The sequence below is a fragment of the Clostridium sp. 'White wine YQ' genome (assembly GCF_028728205.1).
Lineage (GTDB): Bacteria > Bacillota > Clostridia > Clostridiales > Clostridiaceae > Clostridium_T.
In genome coordinates this window covers 1,891,018-1,910,370 of sequence record NZ_JAQYUU010000001.1, presented here as the reverse complement: position 1 = coordinate 1,910,370, position 19,353 = coordinate 1,891,018, and the positions used below count along the sequence as shown (strand labels likewise).

The following is a 19,353-nucleotide window of genomic DNA, read 5'->3' as shown; positions in this document are numbered from 1 at the left end:
ATGATATATTTTGATAATAGACAAGATAAGGTAGAAATAAATGAAGAATTTGAAAAATTAGTGGATGAAATAGTTCAATTTGCATTGAAAGAAGAAGAAGTAGATGAAAAAGTGCAAATCTCAATAGTATTTGTAGATAATAAAGAAATTAGAGAAATTAATAATGAAACTAGGGGAATTGACAAGGAAACAGATGTTTTGAGTTTTCCTATGTTAGATTATGAAGATGGTAAAGTGTTTAAAGAACAGTATAATAATTTTTCATTTGATGAAACTTATTACGATGGAGAAGAATTAGTTTTAGGGGATATTGTTTTATCACTAGAAAAATCACTTGAGCAAAGCCAAGAATATAATCATTCCTTTAAAAGAGAAACATCATATTTAATTATACACTCTATTCTTCACTTATTAGGTTATGACCACATGGAGGATAATGAAAAAGGTATAATGAGAAAAAGAGAAGAAGATATATTAAATAAATTAAACATTAAAAGAGATTAAGATTTAAAAGAGGGGCTTAGTTAACATTCATGTTTAAAGCACTATAAGGGTGGGATTATATGAAATTTAAAAAACTTGTAGATAGTTTCAATCATGCTATTAATGGAATAATTCATGCAGTGAGAACGCAAAGAAATATGCAGATACATATGGCTGCAACGCTAGCTGTACTTATCGCTTGTTTCTTTTATGATATTTCAAGATTTGAATTTCTAATACTTGCAATTACAATAACGATGGTAATAAGTGCAGAATTAATAAATACTGCAATAGAGGCAGCAATAGATTCAACTACTAATTATTATCATCCCCTTGCAAAGATTGCAAAAAATGCAGCAGCTGGAGGAGTATTAGTTACTGCCATTAATGCTATAATTGTTGGATATATAATCTTTTGGGATAAACTAAGCAAAGCTACATATGTAGTAATTAATAAGATAAAAAACTCAGAACCATACACTATATTTATAGCGCTAGTAATCGTATGTATAGTTACCATAATTGTGAAGGCCATATTTGGTGAAGGAACTCCGTTAAAGGGTGGAATGCCCTCAGGACATAGTGCTATAGCTTTTTCGATTGCTACAGCAATATCATTAATTACAGAAGAACCTATTGTTGTCAGTTTAAGCTATCTTATGGCATTTATTACAGCACAAAGTAGAGTTGATTCTGAGGTACATTCTGTATCTGAAGTGGTCGTTGGAGCCATTTTTGGTTCTGTACTTACATTGGTCATTTTTAAACTATTTAGCTAGGAGGAATTTAAATGGATATAGAAATTTTAATTGATGAGGCAATAAAAGCAAGAGAAAAGGCTTATGTTCCATATTCAAATTTTAAAGTAGGAGCAGCAGCATTATTTGAAGATGGAAAAATCTATTCAGGTTGTAATATAGAAAATGCATCGTTTGGTGCAACAAATTGTGCTGAAAGAACAGCTATTTTTAATGCTGTAGCAAAAGGAAATAGAGTACTTAAAGCTATAGCGGTAATAGGAGATACAAACAATTTTACTGCACCCTGCGGTATATGCAGGCAAGTAATTGCAGAATTTGCAGAAAATCCAGAGATTAAAATTATAATTGTAAAAAATCATAAGGAATATATAGTGAAAACTTTAGATGAAATATTGCCAGGATCCTTTACAAAAAAAGATCTTGAAGTATAGGAGGAAAAAAATTAATGTTCAAATCAGGATTTATAACTATTGTAGGTAGACCTAATGTTGGAAAGTCTACACTAACCAATCATATCATGGGTGAAAAATTATCAATAGTTTCCCATAAACCTCAGACAACTAGAAATAACATTCAAACTATTTTAACTGGAGAAGACTATCAAATGGTATTTGTTGATACTCCAGGTATACATAAACCTAAACATAAACTAGGCGAGTATATGGTTAACTCCGCAAAAGATTCTATAAAAGATGTGGATTTAGTCTTATTTTTAATAACTCCTGAAGTAGAAGTTGGAAGAGGAGATAAATTTATAATTGAAGCTTTAAAAGGTCAAAAAGCTCCTGTTTTTCTAGTTGTGAATAAAGTAGATGAAAGCACACCAGATAAAGTAGCTGAAACATTGGTAAATTATTCTAAAGAGTATGAATTTGCAGAAATCATACCTATATCTGCGCTAAAAGGTAAAAATACAGAAACACTTATAGAACTAATGATTAAGTATCTGCCAGAAGGCCCTCAATACTATCCAGAAGATATGATTACAGATGTGCAGGAAAGGTTTGTAGTAGCTGAAATCGTAAGAGAAAAAGCTTTAAAAACACTTCGTGAAGAGATTCCACATGGAATAGCTGTTGACATAATTCAAATGAAGCAAAATGAAAATGGTAAATATACTATTGAAGTAGATCTAATATGCGAGAAAGATTCACATAAAGGTATAATTATTGGAAAAAATGGGCAGAGTTTAAAGAAGATTGGTGAAACTGCTAGGTATGAAGTGGAAAGATTCTTGAAGGCAAGAGTTAATTTGAAAATTTGGGTTAAGGTTAGAAAAGAATGGAGAGATAATCCACTATTACTTAAAGAATTAGGATACAAGAAGCTTAAATAAAGTAGGAGGAGATTATCCTGTCATTATTTGAAACTAAAGGAGTTGTAATTAAAACTCAAGATTTTAAAGAAAATGATAAATTGGTGTGGATATTTACTGAAAAGATAGGCAAGATTACTGCTATTGCAAAAGGTGCAAAAAAAAGTAGAAGTAAATACCTATCTGTTACACTTCCACTATGTTTTGCTGACTACATGCTATTTAGAGGTAAGAATCTATATACTTTATCTGAAGGAAAGATTAACAATTCATTTCAAGGACTACTAGGAAATCTTGAAAAACTTACATACTCCTCATACCTATGTGAATTGATAGATATATGTTTAGTAGATGAAGAAAGCAACAGGGGATTGTTTAAAGACTTTGTTACTTGCTTATATTTATTAAATACAGATGCAATTGATTATGAACTACTGGTTAGAGCATTTGAACTTAAGATATTAAAAGCAACAGGCTATGCATTAAAATTAGATAATTGTGTATTATGTAATAGCAAGATGAATACTGGAAGCTATATTAGTATATCAAGTTTTGGAGGCGTTTGTGAAAAGTGTGAAAAGGAACATGGAGTTTATATTTCAAAGGGGGCATATAGTGCTCTGAGATTCTTGAATTCATTAGAAATGGATAAGATGTACAGAGTAAATGTCACCTCAGAAATAAAAGAAGAAATTTCAAAAGTCACATCATTAATTTTTTCATCAAATTATTCCAAGAAACCGAAAAGTTTAGAGATGTTAGATTATATTAAGGAGAGATAAGTATGAGTGAAGTAACATTAGAAAAAGTTGATAAGGTTATTGAAAGAACTGGAGTAAGTTATGGAGAGGCTAAAGAAGCTTTAGAAAATTCTGAAGGTGATGTTTTAGACGCAATAATATACATTGAAAATCTAAAGAAGCAAAAAGCACAGCAAGAAGAAAATAATACTGGAGAAAGTATCGAAGAGTTTAAAGCCTACTTAAAGGATTTAATTAATAAAGGAAATGTAACTAGAATTAAGATAAAGAAAGATGAAAAAGTAATTGTTGATGTTCCAGTAAATGCTGGTATTGCAGCAGGAGTTATAGGTATAATACTTCCTCAACTAATGGCTATTGGAGTTATTGCAGCTATTGTTACAAAAATAACAGTTGAAATCACAAAGGAAAATGGCGAAGTTGAAGTTGTAAACAAATATATAAAAGGGGCATATGAGGATATAAAATATAAAGCATCAGATGCCTATGACATTATAAAAAATAAAGTGAATGATATGAAAAGTGGTGTTAAAGGAACTACTTATAAAGCTAAAAGTGGGGATTCTTCAGATGAAAAATTCTACACTTATACAGTTAAATTTGATGATGAAGAATAAAAAAAATACACCATTATCTAAAACGGAGAAAATGAAAGCAATTTAGCATTAATTGGACGTAAAATAAACTGGTGAGGGAATATTCAGTAAATTTGGTTGATTTTTCAGAAAATTTAGTATAGTAAAACTATTAATACATGATATAATAATCATGTGAATAGCAACACAAGTTTGAATAGTCTGAATATTCCCAAAGCTAAAAAGAGAGGGATTACTGTGAAATTTTCAAGTAGGCAAGAAGAAATAATTAGACTAGTAAAAGAGGGACAGCCTATTACATCAGAGGCAATAGCAGAAAAATTAGGACTTACAAGAGCGGCATTAAGACCAGACCTATCAGTTTTAACCATGATGGGAATATTGGATGCAAGACCAAAAGTAGGATATGTTTATTCATCAAATCCTTCAAGAAGTCTAGTATATGATTACATTTCCAACATTAAAGCTAAGGATATCATGTCTAAGCCAGCTATAGTTTCAGAAGAAACTATGGTTTATGATGCTATTGTATATCTTTTCTTAAAGGATGTTGGAACTCTTTTTGTTGAAAACGATGGAAATTTGACAGGTGCGGTTTCAAGAAAAGATTTTCTTAAAATTGCAATAGGAGGTACTGATATTCACAAAGTACCTGTTGGGGTAATTATGACTAGAATGCCTAACATAATATATGCAAGTACAGAGGATACTGCCTTTAGTATTGCACAGAAGATAATTGGGCATGAAATTGATAGTATACCTATTATTGAAAAAGAAACTAGGGATGGTAGAGACATAATAAGAATAGTTGGAAAAGTATCTAAAACAAACATAACAAAGTTATTTGTAAGATTAGGAGATAGCTAACTGCAAATAGCTAATTATAGAATAAAAGCACTATGGTAGATAATATGGGTATTTGTATCAATAACAAAATAAATAAGGGGAAGCTCAACTAATAAGTATCGCATATATAAACTTAATTGAATTTTTTAGTTGAATCCTTTAAGTTAATGTGAAACTTTCGGGTCTATAATTGATTCCCGTTAGTATATATAACAATAATTTTTGTATTGAACGGAGGAATATTGAGATGGAGAAAAATAAGTACGTATACCTTTTTAGTGAAGGTGACGCATCAATGAAAAACCTTTTAGGTGGTAAAGGGGCTAATTTAGCTGAAATGACCAAAATAGGAATACCTGTACCACAAGGTTTTACAGTAACAACTGAAGCTTGTAACAAATATTATGAAGATGGAAGAGTTATAGCTAAAGAAGTTATTGATCAAATAGAAGAAAAAATGAATGAACTTGAAAAAATATCTGGCAAAGAATTCGGAAGTATTGATAACCCTCTATTAGTTTCAGTAAGATCTGGAGCAAGAGCATCAATGCCAGGTATGATGGATACAATCCTAAATCTTGGATTAAATGATGAAACTGTTGAAACTATGGCTAAACTAACAAACAATGTTAGATTTGCATATGATTCATATAGAAGATTTATTCAAATGTTCTCTGATGTTGTTATGGGTGTAGAAAAGAGAATGTTCGAAGATCTTATAGATGAAATGAAAGAAGAAAATAATGTTCATTATGATACAGAATTAACAGCAGAAAATCTAAAGGAATTAGTTAAGAGATATAAGGCTTTATATAAAAAGGAAAAGGGAACAGATTTCCCTCAAGAACCAAAGGCTCAATTAATTGAAGCTGTTACAGCAGTATTTAGATCTTGGGATAATCCTAGAGCAATAGTTTATAGAAGATTGAATGATATTCCTAGTGCTTGGGGAACAGCTGTAAACGTTCAAGAAATGGTATTTGGTAATAAAGGAGAAACATCAGGTACTGGAGTTGCATTCTCAAGAAACCCTTCAACTGGTGAAAATCTAATTTATGGAGAATATCTAATGAATGCTCAAGGTGAAGACGTTGTTGCAGGTATTAGAACACCTCGTCCAATATCAGAATTAAATGATCAAAATGCTGAAATATACACTCAATTTGAGAATATAGTAAATACATTAGAAGATCACTATAGAGATATGCAAGATATGGAGTTTACTATAGAAGAAGGAAAACTATACTTCTTACAAACTAGAAACGGTAAGAGAACTGCTCAAGCGGCATTAAAGATTGCTGTTGATTTAGTTGAAGAAGGTGTTCTATCTAAGGAAGAAGCAATTCTAAAAGTTGAACCAAAACAATTAGATTCATTACTTCATCCTAACTTTGATGAAAAAGAACTTAAAAGTACTGATGCAATAGCTAAGGGATTACCAGCATCTCCAGGAGCAGCTTGTGGTAAAATAGCATTTACTGCAGAAGAAGCTAAGGAAAGAGCTGAAAAAGGTGAAAAAGTAGTATTAGTTAGATTAGAAACTTCACCAGAAGACATAGAAGGTATGATTGCAGCAGAAGGTATACTTACTGTAAGAGGCGGTATGACTTCTCATGCAGCAGTTGTTGCTAGAGGAATGGGAACTTGCTGTGTTGCTGGTTGCGGAGCTCTTAAGGTAAATGAAGCAGCTAGAACAGTAGAAGTAGAAGGAAAGGTATTAACTTCAGAAGATTGGATTTCTATAGATGGATCAACAGGAAACATCTATCCAACAGCTTTAAAGACAGTAGCACCAGAAATATCTGGATACTTCGCAACATTTATGGGATGGGCAGATGAAATAAGAAAATTAAAAGTAAGAACTAACGCTGATACTCCAAGAGATACAAAGCAAGCAGTTGAATTTGGAGCAGAAGGTGTAGGATTATGCAGAACTGAGCATATGTTCTTTGCTGAAGATAGAATAATGGCTGTAAGAGAAATGATCGTTGCTAAGACTGAAGAACAAAGAAGAAAAGCTCTTGAAAAATTACTTCCAATGCAAAGAGAAGATTTCGTTGGAATCTATGAAGCATTAGAAGGAAGACCTGCAACAATCAGATTCTTAGATCCACCACTACATGAATTCCTTCCACATGCTGATGAAGATATAAAAGCATTAGCTAATGAAATGGGGTTAACTTTTGAAGAATTAAAAGCTACTGTAGAAAGCTTACATGAATTCAATCCAATGATGGGTCACAGAGGATGTCGTCTTGCAGTATCATATCCAGAAATTGCTGAAATGCAAACAAGAGCAGTTATTGAAGCTGCAATTGAAGTTAAGAACAAAAAAGGTTATGATGTTGTTCCAGAAATCATGATTCCATTAGTTGGAGAAGTTAAAGAACTTAAGTATGTTAAAGATGTAGTAGTTCATACAATAGAGCAAGTTCTTGCAGAAAAGAATGTAGAACTTAAATATAAAGTAGGAACTATGATAGAAATACCAAGAGCAGCTATTACTGCTGATGAAATAGCTAAGGAAGCTGAATTCTTCTCATTTGGAACAAATGATTTAACTCAAATGACATTTGGTTTCTCAAGAGATGATGCAGCTAAATTCTTAAATGCATACTATGAAAAGAAAATATATGAATCAGATCCATTTGCTAAACTTGACCAAACTGGAGTTGGAAGCTTAGTAAGAATAGCAGTTGAAAAAGGAAGAGCAACTAGACCAGACATTAAGCTTGGTATATGTGGAGAACATGGTGGAGATCCATCATCAGTTGAATTCTGTCATGATCTTGGATTAGATTATGTAAGTTGTTCACCATTTAGAGTACCTTTAGCTAGACTTGCAGCAGCTCAAGCACAAGTTAAAAATAAAAGATAATATGTAATAAATAAAAGGCTTCAAGATTAATTCTTGAAGCCTTTAAATTTCTAGGTTATAATATTTATTCATAGCAGATATAATTGAGTTTGAAAAGTTAACTTGATATTCGGTTTTATTTACAACTTTTAAAAGTAACGTCATAAAAGAGTTTTTATTGCATTTCTTTATATTCTTATAGTAATCTCTAGATAACTTCCAATACTTTTGAGGGAATATTAAATAAGCTAGAATGTACTTAATGTCATCTTTTGTTAATGGATTAACTGAAATATAATTATTGAGACAAGATATGGCTAGTTCTAAATCCCATTTTGTGTTATTTCTTTTAAGAAGTCTCCTTAAAAAGTAGGATAGATCTTTTGCAACATAATCGTATTTACATTTATCAAAATCAATTACCTTGACAACTTTATCTTCAGAGATAAGTATATTTTTGTTTACATAATCACCATGACATAGAGAAACAGTTAAATTATTATTATTCACTGAGGATAATATCTCTAAGGATTTTTTAGCTAACATAAGGTTATCATCAAAATGTATTAAGAATACTTTTGAAAATTTATCTTTATAATTAAATGCAGAGTTTGAACATTTTATCAAATCAGAAAAGTGCTTTTGAATAGATATGTAATAATTATCAAAACCTTTTCTTATGCTTGAGCCAATAATAGGAACAAAGTTTTTGCCGCAATTATGCATTAAAGCTAAATTCTGAATAGATAGTATAATTTGTTCTAGGTTATCAAAATCACATTTCTCTCCAGTAAGCCAAGGTGTCAATATGAAAATCATTCCTTTATAAATAACGTATCTACCTTTTGAATTAGTTGGTAAAAGCTTCGGAACGATAACTCCTTTTTTACTATACCACTCGATAGCAGAATAAACATATAGTAAATCCATTTCATTATAATAAACCTTTTTTAAACAAAAATCTCCATGTTCAGTGGTTATTTTAAAAACTGCACGTTGCTTTTCAGTATCTTTAAATTTGACTGGGGTAACTTCACAATTATATATATTATAGTGAGACAAGATATTATCTTTTATTTCTTCTACACTTAAGAGTTGAGCCTGTTTCTTAAGAGCTTCCTTTGGCATAAAACCTCTCCTTATTAAATGCTTATATTTATAAGATATTAGTTGGTTTTTAAAATTATTCTAATAATAATTAATTAAAATATAATAAAAGGAGATATATAATGCATTAAATAATTTGCATGTAATTTCAACTCTTAGACGTTTCAACTAAGAGTTACTGTATAAGATGAAATATGATTTTTACATATAGATACATAAATATTATTGTTTTTATAGACTATATATAAGAGAAAAATGAAGGAATTTAATGTTTCATATAGAATAAATTAATAAGAGGTGAATTATATGAATATAAGAGAAAAAATAGAAAGAAATGAAGAGTTGACTCTAATAAATGAAGCCTCCTTCTCCAAAAATACAAAGGGAAGAAAAATTCAAGAAGAAAAAGATTTAACTAGAACTGATTACATGATAGATAGGGATAGAATACTACATTCAAAATCATTTAGAAGACTTAAGCATAAAACACAAGTATATATTAAAACTTTTGGAGACCACTATAGAACAAGACTTACTCATACGCTAGAGGTTTCACAAATTGGGAGAACAATAGCAGCGGGTATAGGATTAAATGAGACTCTAGTTGAAGCAATGACACTAGGACATGATCTAGGGCATGTAGCATTTGCACATAATGGAGAAGAGGTGTTAGCTAAGTTTTTGCCCGGTGGATTTAGACACAATGAACAAAGTGTTAGAGTTGTTGAGAGATTAGAGAAGAATGGTGAAGGATTGAATCTTACAGAAGAAGTATTAGATGGAATTTTACATCATAGTGGCTTCTCAAATGGAAGAGCTGATGCTAAGACATTAGAGGGACAGGTGCTTAAATATAGTGATAAAATTGCTTACATAAATCATGATATAGATGATTCAATCAGGGCGGGTTTATTAACTGAAGATATGCTGCCTAAAGAATTGATAAAAGTTCTTGGGGATTGTCATGGTCAAAGAATAGAAACTTTAGTTAATGATTGTATCAATAACACATTAGATAATATATCAAAAGGAATAGTTAAAGTGAGCTTAAGTGAAGAGATAGGATCAGCTATGGCAGAACTTAGGAAGTTTATGTTTCAAAATGTATATTTAGGTGATGTGTTAAAAGTAGAAAGAAATAAAGCTAAGTTTGTATTAGAGCATGTAATTAATCATTACTATAAAAATCCTAATGAAATGCCGGAAATTTATAGGGATATAGCTGAGGAAGAAGGACTTCATAGAGGAGTTGCAGATTATATTGCTGGAATGAGTGATGATTACTGCTTAAATTTGTTTAATAACATTTATGTTCCAAAGTTTGTAATTTACTAAAAAAATTAGGAATAATACTATAGAATTATTGGTAAAATAAGTGTTGTCGCTATAAAGTTAATAAATATTACTGGAATATTTTAATTATATTTCAGTAAAATTTTTAAAAAATAATAAAAAAAAATTTTTTATGAAGGAATTAATATTTTTTTGTCGAATATAAAGTAAATTGTTGAAAAAATTAATAGTAAGGAGGGGAACTCCTTGCAGATTCAAGAATCACTCATTGAGAGAATCAAGGAAGAGAATGATATTGTTGATATCATTTCAGAAACTGTAAGGCTTAAGAGATCTGGTAGAAATTACACGGGATTATGTCCATTTCATAGTGAAAAATCCCCCAGCTTTTCTGTATCACAGGATAAACAAATTTATAAATGCTTTGGTTGTGGAGAAGCAGGCAATGTTATTACATTTGTAATGAAAAGCAGAAAGTTAGACTTTATTGAAGCATTAAAAATTCTGGCCGATAGAGCTAACATTCCTCTGAATTTAGAAAATAAAGAGAATAGTGCAGCTGCAAGTAAAAAAGAATTAATGTATAAGATAAATACAGAGGCAGCTAGATTCTATTTTTCTAATCTCTTTAATGATAAAGAGGCCATGAGCTATTTTCAAAACAGAGGTTTATCAATTAAGACTATAAGAAGTTTTGGGTTAGGATTTTCCAAAAATCAATGGAATAATTTAATGAATTTCTTAAAAAGAAAAGGTTACAAAGAAGAGATTTTAGAATCATTAGGACTTATCATTAAGTCAGAAAAAACAGGCAACTATTATGATAGGTTTAGAAACAGAGTGATGTTCCCAGTTTTTGATTTTAGGGGGCGAATTATTGGATTTGGTGGAAGAGTACTAGATGATTCTAAGCCAAAGTATTTAAATTCTCCAGATAGTCTTATTTTCTCAAAGGGAACAAATCTTTATGGACTAAATTTTGCAATAAAAGATGGTCTGCCAGAAAGATACTTTGTAATAGTTGAGGGATATATGGATTGTATTTCTTTGCATCAACATGGTATCAAAAATGCAGTAGCCTCATTAGGAACGGCTCTTACGATAAATCAGGCTAGATTAATGAAAAGATATGCAGATAAAGTAATAATATCTTATGATGCTGATTTAGCAGGTCAGAATGCTACATTAAGAGGATTAGAGATATTAAAAAATGCAGGCTTCGATGTAAGAGTATTAACAGTGCCGCAAGGTAAAGATCCTGATGAATATATTAGAAGTAATGGAAAAGAATCCTTTATGAATTTAATTGAAGGAGCACTACCTCTAATTGAGTATAGGCTTAAAAAGGTAAAGGAAGGAATTAATTTTTCAAATAATGAAGATGTAATACTGTATAGTCAAAGAGTTACGGAGATTTTAGCAGAATTAAATCCAGTAGAAAAAGATGTGTATGTAAAAAAAATATCTGAAGAAACAGGTATAAGAGAACAGGCGTTATATGACCAACTTTCTGATAATATGACGAAATTCCAAAAAGAAGAGTATTCTATGAATAATAAGGAAGAAAATGGAACAAAATCATATATAGAGCCTGCATATTTAAAAGGTGAAAGAGCATTGCTTAAATTAATGCTTAAGGATGAATATTTCAACTTTATCCTTGAGAAAATTACTGAGAGTGAATTAATCCTAAAAGCTCATAGGGAAATATATGGATTAATAGTAATTGCAAAGACTGAAAAGAAGAATGGGTTAGAAAGCTATGTTGAAAATAATTGTAAAACAGTAGATGCTCAGAAGGAATGGATAGAGATTAAAGAAATGGATATCTTTGATGAGAATATGGAAACATCTATAAAAGATTATATATACAACATAAGAAAACATAGACTGGATAGAAGAAAAGAAGATGTAAAAAGAAGTCTAAAGGAAAGTGAAGATAAAGGTGTGTTTGAGGAAACAATTAGCTTAGCAAAAGAGTTAAAAGTTATAGATATAGAACTCAAAAGATTAAAAAGAGGTTAGTGGAGATAGCGGAAGGAGGTAAATAAATGACTGAAAAAGTAACGAAAGTAGTGGGAAAACAAGATAAAGGTGTGGAATTAAAAGATAAAAGTGCTAGAATGACGGTTGTTAAAAAACTTATAGAAAAAGGGAAGAAAAATGGAACCCTTACTTATAAAGAAATTATGGATGAGTTAGACGAGATAGATTTAAGTCCAGAGCAAATAGAAAAAATATATGAAGTATTAGAGTCTATGAGTATCGAGGTAATGGGTGATATTGGGGAGACTGAAATTGAAGAGGATTTAGAACTTACAATTCCAGAAGGTATTGCAATTGATGATCCAGTTAGAATGTATTTAAAAGAAATAGGTAAAGTTCCGCTATTATCCTCAGAAGAAGAAATAGTTTTAGCACAAAGAATAGAGAACGGGGATCCTTATGCTAAGAAGAAACTTGCAGAAGCTAACTTGAGACTGGTTGTTTCTATAGCAAAAAGATATGTTGGAAGAGGAATGTTATTCCTAGACCTTATTCAAGAAGGAAATTTAGGATTAATCAAAGCTGTTGAAAAATTCGATTTTACAAAAGGATTTAAATTTTCAACATATGCAACATGGTGGATAAGACAGGCGATTACTAGAGCTATAGCTGACCAAGCAAGAACAATTAGAATACCAGTTCATATGGTTGAAACAATTAATAAATTAATAAGAGTTCAAAGACAATTGCTACAAGAATTAGGAAGAGATCCTTTCCCAGAGGAAATCTCAAAAGTTATGGATTTACCAGTAGAAAAGGTTAGAGAGATACAAAAAATTGCTCAAGAACCAGTTTCCTTAGAAACTCCAATAGGAGAAGAAGAAGATTCTCACTTAGGAGACTTTATTCCAGATGATGATGCTCCAGCACCAGCTGAGCAAGCAGCATTTACAATGCTCAAAGAGCAATTAATTAATGTTTTAGATACCTTAACCCCTAGAGAAGAAAAGGTGTTAAGACTTAGATTTGGTTTAGATGATGGAAGAGCAAGAACACTTGAAGAAGTTGGTAAGGAATTTAACGTAACAAGAGAAAGAATTAGACAAATTGAAGCTAAAGCTCTTAGAAAATTAAGACATCCAAGCAGAAGTAAAAAATTAAAAGATTATTTGGATTAATCAAATTAGCACCTTAAGGGTGCTAATTTTTTCTGTGATATATGGAAAATATTTACTGGAGAAGGCATTTTATAAGATTTTTTTATAATACTGTGTTATAATGAACTTTGAGGTGATTTTCATGAAGGAATTTAAACCTAAAAAAAGTATAGTTATACTTGAAATATTTATGTATTTAGTACTAGCAAATGCTGCATTATTTTTAATATCTAAATTTGTGGATTCGTACGTAGAGATAAATTTATTTAAAGTATTAGTAGGAATGTTTGATATATATTGTTTATATTATATTTTATTAATAAGTACATTGAAATATTTTATAAATGAAAAAGGGATTGTTATCAATTCTTTATTTGGTATAAGAAAGATTAATATAGATTTTGATTCGGTAGATGGATATTATACAGCTTCGGGAGCTATAAAAGGCTTTAAGTTAACAGGCTTTGGAAGATTCAGATATGCTTTTGGAAGATATGTAATTGAAAATGTAGGTGTAACACATATGTTTGCAACATCAAGCAATGAGCTTGTATACATTCATACAAATAGCATGTCATATGCGATATCACCAATTGAAGCTAATGAGTTTATTGATGCGCTTAAAGAAAAAGGAAAAGAATTTAAAACATTCAAAATCAATAAGAATAAACATACTGAAATTTATAAAGATAAAAAGGTATTTATTCCGTTTATATTAGTTACAATAATAATTATTGTTATGATCTTAGTACCATTTCTTTTATATCTTAGCAATAAACTTCCTGTACAAATGCCATTAAGTTTTGATTCGAATTTCTACCCATTAGTACAGGGGACAGGCAAAAATTTTGCATTTAAGCAAATGTCATATGGGGTATTGAATATGATAATTCTTGTATGTATGTATTATGCATCATATTTTCATGCAAAATATGATAAGAAATCAGCATACAAATATATTTATATATCTTTAGCAATTGCATTAACATTTCTAATAGTTCAGATTAGAATATTAAATAATTTCATGTAGACAGGAGTAATTATGGAGTTAAGCCAAAGATTAAAGTGTATAATTCAAAATATGAATAAATGCCAAAGCATAATTGATGTGGGCACAGACCATGGATATATACCAATTCATGCAGTAGAAAATGGGATAGTAGACTTTGCCATTGCATCTGATATTAATAAAGGCCCAAAGGAGAAAGCGGAAAGAAATGTTAGGCTACTTGGGTTATCAGATAAAATAGAATGCAGATTAGGGGCAGGTCTTAATACTGTAAAGGAAAAAGAAGTTGAAGCAGTAATTATGGCTGGAATGGGCGGAAATTTGATTAGAGACATAATCATTAAAGATATTAATAAGGTAAAGTATTTTAAATACATGATTTTAATGCCTGCTCAAAATCCAGAAATTTTGAGGGAATTTTTATACAATAATTCTTTTGAAATAATAAAGGAAGACTTATGCTTTGAAGATGGTATTTTTTATGAAGTATTTAAAGTAAAGTACAGTGAACAAGCGATAAATGATAATATGGATGAGTTTGATTATGAATTCAGTCCAATACTTATAAAGGATAAGCATAAATTACTTAAAGATTTTATAGAAAGTAAAATAAGTAAGTATACAGCAATTCTTTCATATATAAATGATGATAGTCCTGGAGCAAGAATTAGAAAAGGTGAGATAGAAAAGAAGATTCTGAGGATAAAGGAGATTGCTATATGAAGGTAAATGATATTATTGATGTGATGGAGAATATAGCACCACCATTTTTAAAAGAGGATTATGATAATGTTGGTCTTATGGTAGGAAGTAGAGAAGCAGAAGTGTCCAAAATACTTATTGCCTTAGATGCTACTCTTGAAGTTATTGAGGAAGCAAAAGAATTGGGGGCTGAATTAATAATAACTCATCATCCGTTGCTTTTTAGAAAACCATCAAGTATAACAGATGATACTTTGCTTGGTAAAAAGATAATATCTTTAATTAAAAACAATATAAGCTTATATTCGAGCCATACTAATTTTGATTCAGTAAAAGGTGGCTTAAATGATAAGATAGTTGAATTATTGGGTTTTGAGAGTAAAGAAATAATGAGTCCAGTTAATATTAATGGATTTAATGAAAGTGGACTTGGAAGAGTAATAGAGCTAAATGAAGGTATATCTTTAGAGGATTTAAATAAAAGAATAAAATCTTCACTAGGAGTAAAAAATTTAAGATGTGTAATAGGTAGCAGGAATCCAATTAAGAAGATAGCTATAATAAACGGAAGTGGGCAAGATTTTTTCTCGTTAGCATATAGTAAAAATGTAGATTGTATTATAACAGGAGATACTACATATCATTACGCTAGTGATTATAGAGAAATGGGTGTTAGTATAATGGATATAGGTCATTATGGAAGTGAATGGCCAGTATTTGTAGCCTTATCTGAAAACATAAAACAAAAATTAGAAAATAAAGTTGAAATAATTATTTCTGGAAAAACCATGGATCCATACGATTTCTTTTAGCTTAGAAAAAATTCTAAGCTTTTTTTATTATATTATAATAACAATAGACACAGTAATCATAATATAATAAAAACAATATATTTATCGAGGGAAAAATGGGAAAAAAGAAAGATAGTAGATATAAGCCTGGTGTAGGTTATATGAGAGGAACAATAGATGACTTAACTGAAGAGTCAAAGAAGTTTTTTCATGACGTAAAGGACAATTACAGTGGCTCTAAAGCAAAAAAAAGTTTTAATGGATTTACTAACTCCTTTTTAAGAGGGTTTGGACTAGGAGCACCTAGAGGATGTGGGAGAAAACGCTTTGGTTCTATAAAGATAGGAATATATATAGGTCTATTCTTATTTTTAGTTTTTTGCGGACTTAGGTTATCAGCTATAATACTAGTAATGTTATTAATATTGGCTTTAGAAATTTGCTAAGTTTTAGAAACTTCTTTCCAATTAAAATAATTTGCAAAAGGAGAATATATATGTTAAGATAATTCTTGCGAGTAAGCCAGACAATCGCTGCTAGTTTTAAACTAGGAGAGGAAAGTCCGAGCTCCGTAGGGCAGGGTGCTGGTTAATTGCCAGTGGAGGTGACTCTAAGGAAAGTGCAACAGAGATATACCGCCTAGCTTTTTGCTAGGTAAGGGTGGAAAGGTGAGGTAAGAGCTCACCAGCATATAGGTGACTATATGGCTATGTAAACCCCACCTGGAGCAAGACCGAATAGAGAGGCATATGGGGCTGCCCGTCCCGCCTCTGGGTGTGTCGCTTGAGCTTATTGGTAACAATAGGCCTAGATAGATGATTGTCAAATACAGAACTCGGCTTATAGACTTATCTCGCAAGGATATGAAAACCACCACGTTAAAGCGTGGTGGTTTTCTGCGTTGTGCAGTTATTATGTGTGTATAATTGGGAGATATTAAAATCGACTCATCATTATTATCAATAGTTTTTAACTTATTTTTCTGAAACCTAACATTAAACAGTTTATTATTAGTTTTTTCTATGCAAAAAATTAGAATTGTTTAAGGTGAACTAATTACATGGACAACTAAAAAGGTGTTATTAGTATTTTTGAGTAAAAATAACTATACAGTTTTTAAAGATAGAGTCTATAATTAATACAGAATGATAGAAAGTTACAAATAAATTTCGATTTTTAGGAGGAAAAATAAAATGAAAATAACAATATATGGGGCAGCCATTTGCCCAGATTGTGTTCAAGCAAAAGCTATCTTAGAGAAACGCGAGGATATCGAGATGGATTACAAAGATATTACCGAGAGTACCAAAACATTAAAGGAGTTCTTGGCTTATAGAGATAATGATGAATTGTTTGAAGATGTTATTCGTCAGGGTAAAATTGGCATTCCATTTTTCATCTTAGAAGATGGAAAGAAAACATTTGATATATTCGATTATCTTGATATAGAAAAGCCTATGAATGTTAAGAATGTTTGCTCCATCGACGGGAAGGGTCAGTGTTAGTATAAAGTAAGGAACTATAGTAGTTTATTTTTATAAGATTTTGATATTATATAAATCTGATAAAAATGATGTATAAAAAGATTATGTTTTAGTAGTAATCTATTTACATAAATTATTGATATACACTTTATAAAAGTATCATACATATATAGTAAAGCGGCAAGATCAGTTATAAAACTGACCTTGCCGCTTTTTTCGTTGCATGGAAACATCCCGACTGGTAGGAAGTGTGGCTGATTTGGAGTTCAGTAGTTATCGGAAATATATCAATAGTAAAATTTGTGCGTTTTGGTAATTCGCAGGAATATGGTCATAATTTTTTAGAATAGGTTGTTATCCCATTTGTATATAGGTTATCTACTAACTCGAACAATTCTTCTGATGATAAATCCTTTTCTTGTCGTATCCAAAGTCGAAATAGGGAAAGTGATGTTGATATGTAAAACTCAATCAAGTATGGCGTTAAGGAATTATATTCTGGAAAGTTTAAGCCCAATCTATCAAAGGGAATTTCTCTTTTCAAGCGCTCTAAAAAACGAACACTTCCATAATCGCCCAAAAGGGCTTTGAGAGTTAAGATATGCTCACTATTTTCCAAACAATGAAATGCATTTTCCATAGGATGTGTAGATGCTTTCTTATTCATAAATTCCCGTTTCATATAGTTCAATAAATCATTCTCAACAAAGTCTAACAATTCGTAAATATCAGCGAAGTATTGATAAAATGTGCTACGGTTATATCCAGCCTTGTTAGTAATATCCTTAACAGAGATTTTTTCAATGGGCTTTTGACTATATAATTCACAAAAAACATCTATAAACGTTTGTCTTGTTTTTTCTGTAATTTCGGGTTGCTTTTTCATTTTATCCTCCTTTTGTGAACAAAAATATCATCCAACAAATAATAAAAAACTGATGGTTGATAAAGTCATAATAAAGATTTACAATCCTATTATACAACGCGTTGTCGTATAGTCAATAGAGGATATTATCAATAAGTAGGAGTGGTTTTTATGTCAGTAAAACAAAATAGAATTTTAATTTTTGGTGCAGGTGTTATAGGGAGCATATACGCAATGAAATTCATTGAAGCAGGGCTTGACGTTACTATGTTTGCACGTTCTAATAGATTTAAAACATTAAAAGAAAATGGGCTACAATATAATGAAAAAGGTGCGGTTAAATCTATAAAAGTAAATGTCATTGATAAGCTTGAAAATGATGATGTATATGACTTTATTTTCGTTACAGTCCGTTACGATCAATCCGAATCAGCGTTGTTAGCACTAAAAGACAATCAAAGCAAAAATATAGTTACGATGACAAACAGTTCAATTGGGTTTTCGACCTGGCAAGATATTGTTGGAGATAGACTTTTACCAGGTTTTCCTAGTGTTGGCGGACAGATTAAAGATGGAATATTGTACGCTCGAATTCCCCCAAAGGGTATAATAGCTACTATGTTTGGAGAAATTAATGGGTTAGAAACAGAACGTGTAAAAAACCTAGCAAAATTATTTAAAACAGCAAAATTTCCCTACACAATTAATAAGGATATGAAAGCGTATCTAATAACACATTCAATATCGGATATTGCACTTTTGGGCAGTTTATATTTTGAAAATAAGATAAGTGATGAAAAAACAGCAAGAACTAGAAAGACGGCACACAAAATAACAATCACTTTAAAAGCGTATTTAAGGGCAATACAAAAAGCTGGAGTATCGATTAATCCATCTGCATTTAAAATTGTACTTAAATTTCCAAATTTAATTCTGGAATTTTTCTTTATGATATGGCTACAGACTAAAATGGTGAAGGATATGATGCTACCGGATTATGCGAATAATGCCAACAACGAAGTTGTGAAGCTTAATAACGATTTATTAAAATTTTTAAGTCAAAAAGGTATTACACCATAAAAACGTAAACAGATATAAGGTGGTTTACAATTTATCAGTAATAAAACGCATCATATGTAGAACTGTATTTATAAAGTATAAGTATATAAAAGATAATATTTGGTGTAGAGGATTGAATATACGTCCCTAGGCGTTGACAGTAAGACAGAGATACACCCGTTAAAGCAAAACCTCCGGCTAAGCCGGAGGTCATTTATTTATATTTAGATTGTAGCAGGCTATATCAGGTATTATACAAAGCTTCTAGTAGTGACTTCGAT

At 30.7% G+C, this 19,353-nt stretch carries 19 protein-coding genes and 1 other RNA gene; 18 read left to right on the top strand and 2 right to left on the bottom strand.

What is annotated here, in order from left to right; translation table 11 throughout:
* The 8 genes from ybeY to ppdK all read left to right on the top strand — a co-directional run bounded on the left by ybeY (position 1) and on the right by ppdK (position 7,640).
* A complete protein-coding gene (gene ybeY / locus PTZ02_RS09605) occupies positions 1-504 on the top strand; it encodes an rRNA maturation RNase YbeY (protein ID WP_274227569.1) in 504 nt (167 codons plus the stop codon).
* 59 nt (positions 505-563) lie between these two features.
* The gene (locus PTZ02_RS09600; protein ID WP_238883283.1) at positions 564-1,262 is read left to right on the top strand and encodes a diacylglycerol kinase; all 699 of its coding nucleotides are present in this window, start codon (positions 564-566) and stop codon (positions 1,260-1,262) included.
* An 11-nt stretch (positions 1,263-1,273) separates the two neighbouring features.
* Complete coding sequence (locus tag PTZ02_RS09595) at positions 1,274-1,675, top strand: cytidine deaminase (protein WP_274227568.1); 402 nt, start codon at positions 1,274-1,276, stop codon at positions 1,673-1,675.
* A 14-nt stretch (positions 1,676-1,689) separates the two neighbouring features.
* Positions 1,690-2,580 carry a GTPase Era gene (gene era / locus PTZ02_RS09590; RefSeq protein ID WP_274227567.1) on the top strand — a complete coding sequence of 297 codons (891 nt, stop codon included), beginning with the start codon at positions 1,690-1,692 and terminating at the stop codon, positions 2,578-2,580.
* An 11-nt stretch (positions 2,581-2,591) separates the two neighbouring features.
* Positions 2,592-3,341 (top strand): DNA repair protein RecO, encoded by a 750-nt coding sequence (gene recO, locus PTZ02_RS09585; RefSeq protein WP_274228085.1) that lies wholly within the window; start codon positions 2,592-2,594, stop codon positions 3,339-3,341.
* 2 nt (positions 3,342-3,343) lie between these two features.
* Positions 3,344-3,937, top strand: coding sequence for a DUF4342 domain-containing protein (locus PTZ02_RS09580; protein ID WP_274227566.1), 594 nt, complete (start codon positions 3,344-3,346; stop codon positions 3,935-3,937).
* Positions 3,938-4,153: 216 nt separating this feature from the next.
* Positions 4,154-4,783, top strand: coding sequence for a helix-turn-helix transcriptional regulator (locus PTZ02_RS09575; protein WP_274227565.1), 630 nt, complete (start codon positions 4,154-4,156; stop codon positions 4,781-4,783).
* A gap of 226 nt (positions 4,784-5,009) precedes the next feature.
* A complete protein-coding gene (gene ppdK / locus PTZ02_RS09570) occupies positions 5,010-7,640 on the top strand; it encodes a pyruvate, phosphate dikinase (protein WP_274227564.1) in 2,631 nt (876 codons plus the stop codon).
* A 42-nt stretch (positions 7,641-7,682) separates the two neighbouring features.
* Here the strand turns inward: ppdK and PTZ02_RS09565 are convergent, their stop codons facing one another.
* Positions 7,683-8,747 (bottom strand): CotS family spore coat protein, encoded by a 1,065-nt coding sequence (locus tag PTZ02_RS09565; protein ID WP_274227563.1) that lies wholly within the window; start codon positions 8,745-8,747, stop codon positions 7,683-7,685.
* Between the two features lie 285 nt (positions 8,748-9,032).
* On the opposite strand from PTZ02_RS09565, the gene PTZ02_RS09560 reads away from it, so the two are divergent.
* From PTZ02_RS09560 to PTZ02_RS09520, 9 genes are all read left to right on the top strand, one after another.
* The gene (locus PTZ02_RS09560; RefSeq protein ID WP_274227562.1) at positions 9,033-10,061 is read left to right on the top strand and encodes a deoxyguanosinetriphosphate triphosphohydrolase; all 1,029 of its coding nucleotides are present in this window, start codon (positions 9,033-9,035) and stop codon (positions 10,059-10,061) included.
* 204 nt (positions 10,062-10,265) lie between these two features.
* The gene (gene dnaG, locus PTZ02_RS09555) at positions 10,266-12,044 is read left to right on the top strand and encodes a DNA primase (RefSeq protein ID WP_274227561.1); all 1,779 of its coding nucleotides are present in this window, start codon (positions 10,266-10,268) and stop codon (positions 12,042-12,044) included.
* 26 nt (positions 12,045-12,070) lie between these two features.
* Positions 12,071-13,183 (top strand): RNA polymerase sigma factor RpoD, encoded by a 1,113-nt coding sequence (gene rpoD, locus PTZ02_RS09550; protein ID WP_274227560.1) that lies wholly within the window; start codon positions 12,071-12,073, stop codon positions 13,181-13,183.
* A gap of 121 nt (positions 13,184-13,304) precedes the next feature.
* A complete protein-coding gene (locus tag PTZ02_RS09545) occupies positions 13,305-14,192 on the top strand; it encodes a PH domain-containing protein (protein WP_274227559.1) in 888 nt (295 codons plus the stop codon).
* 12 nt (positions 14,193-14,204) lie between these two features.
* Entirely contained in the window at positions 14,205-14,894 is a 690-nt protein-coding gene (locus tag PTZ02_RS09540) for a tRNA (adenine(22)-N(1))-methyltransferase (RefSeq protein WP_274227558.1), read from the top strand.
* The gene (locus PTZ02_RS09535) at positions 14,891-15,685 is read left to right on the top strand and encodes a Nif3-like dinuclear metal center hexameric protein (RefSeq protein WP_274227557.1); all 795 of its coding nucleotides are present in this window, start codon (positions 14,891-14,893) and stop codon (positions 15,683-15,685) included. The genes PTZ02_RS09540 and PTZ02_RS09535 overlap by 4 nt, the downstream gene beginning before the upstream one ends.
* A gap of 95 nt (positions 15,686-15,780) precedes the next feature.
* On the top strand, positions 15,781-16,110 hold the full coding sequence (locus tag PTZ02_RS09530; RefSeq protein ID WP_274227556.1) for a hypothetical protein: 330 nt from the start codon (positions 15,781-15,783) through the stop codon (positions 16,108-16,110).
* A gap of 68 nt (positions 16,111-16,178) precedes the next feature.
* An RNA gene (gene rnpB / locus PTZ02_RS09525) (RNase P RNA component class A) lies at positions 16,179-16,524 on the top strand.
* Positions 16,525-16,857: 333 nt separating this feature from the next.
* Entirely contained in the window at positions 16,858-17,169 is a 312-nt protein-coding gene (locus PTZ02_RS09520) for a glutaredoxin domain-containing protein (protein WP_274227555.1), read from the top strand.
* Between the two features lie 310 nt (positions 17,170-17,479).
* On the opposite strand, the gene PTZ02_RS09515 is transcribed toward PTZ02_RS09520, so the two are convergent.
* Positions 17,480-18,034 (bottom strand): TetR/AcrR family transcriptional regulator, encoded by a 555-nt coding sequence (locus PTZ02_RS09515; protein ID WP_274227554.1) that lies wholly within the window; start codon positions 18,032-18,034, stop codon positions 17,480-17,482.
* 150 nt (positions 18,035-18,184) lie between these two features.
* Between PTZ02_RS09515 and PTZ02_RS09510 the strand changes: the two genes are divergently transcribed.
* On the top strand, positions 18,185-19,093 hold the full coding sequence (locus PTZ02_RS09510; protein ID WP_274227553.1) for a ketopantoate reductase family protein: 909 nt from the start codon (positions 18,185-18,187) through the stop codon (positions 19,091-19,093).
* Positions 19,094-19,353 lie beyond the last annotated feature (260 nt).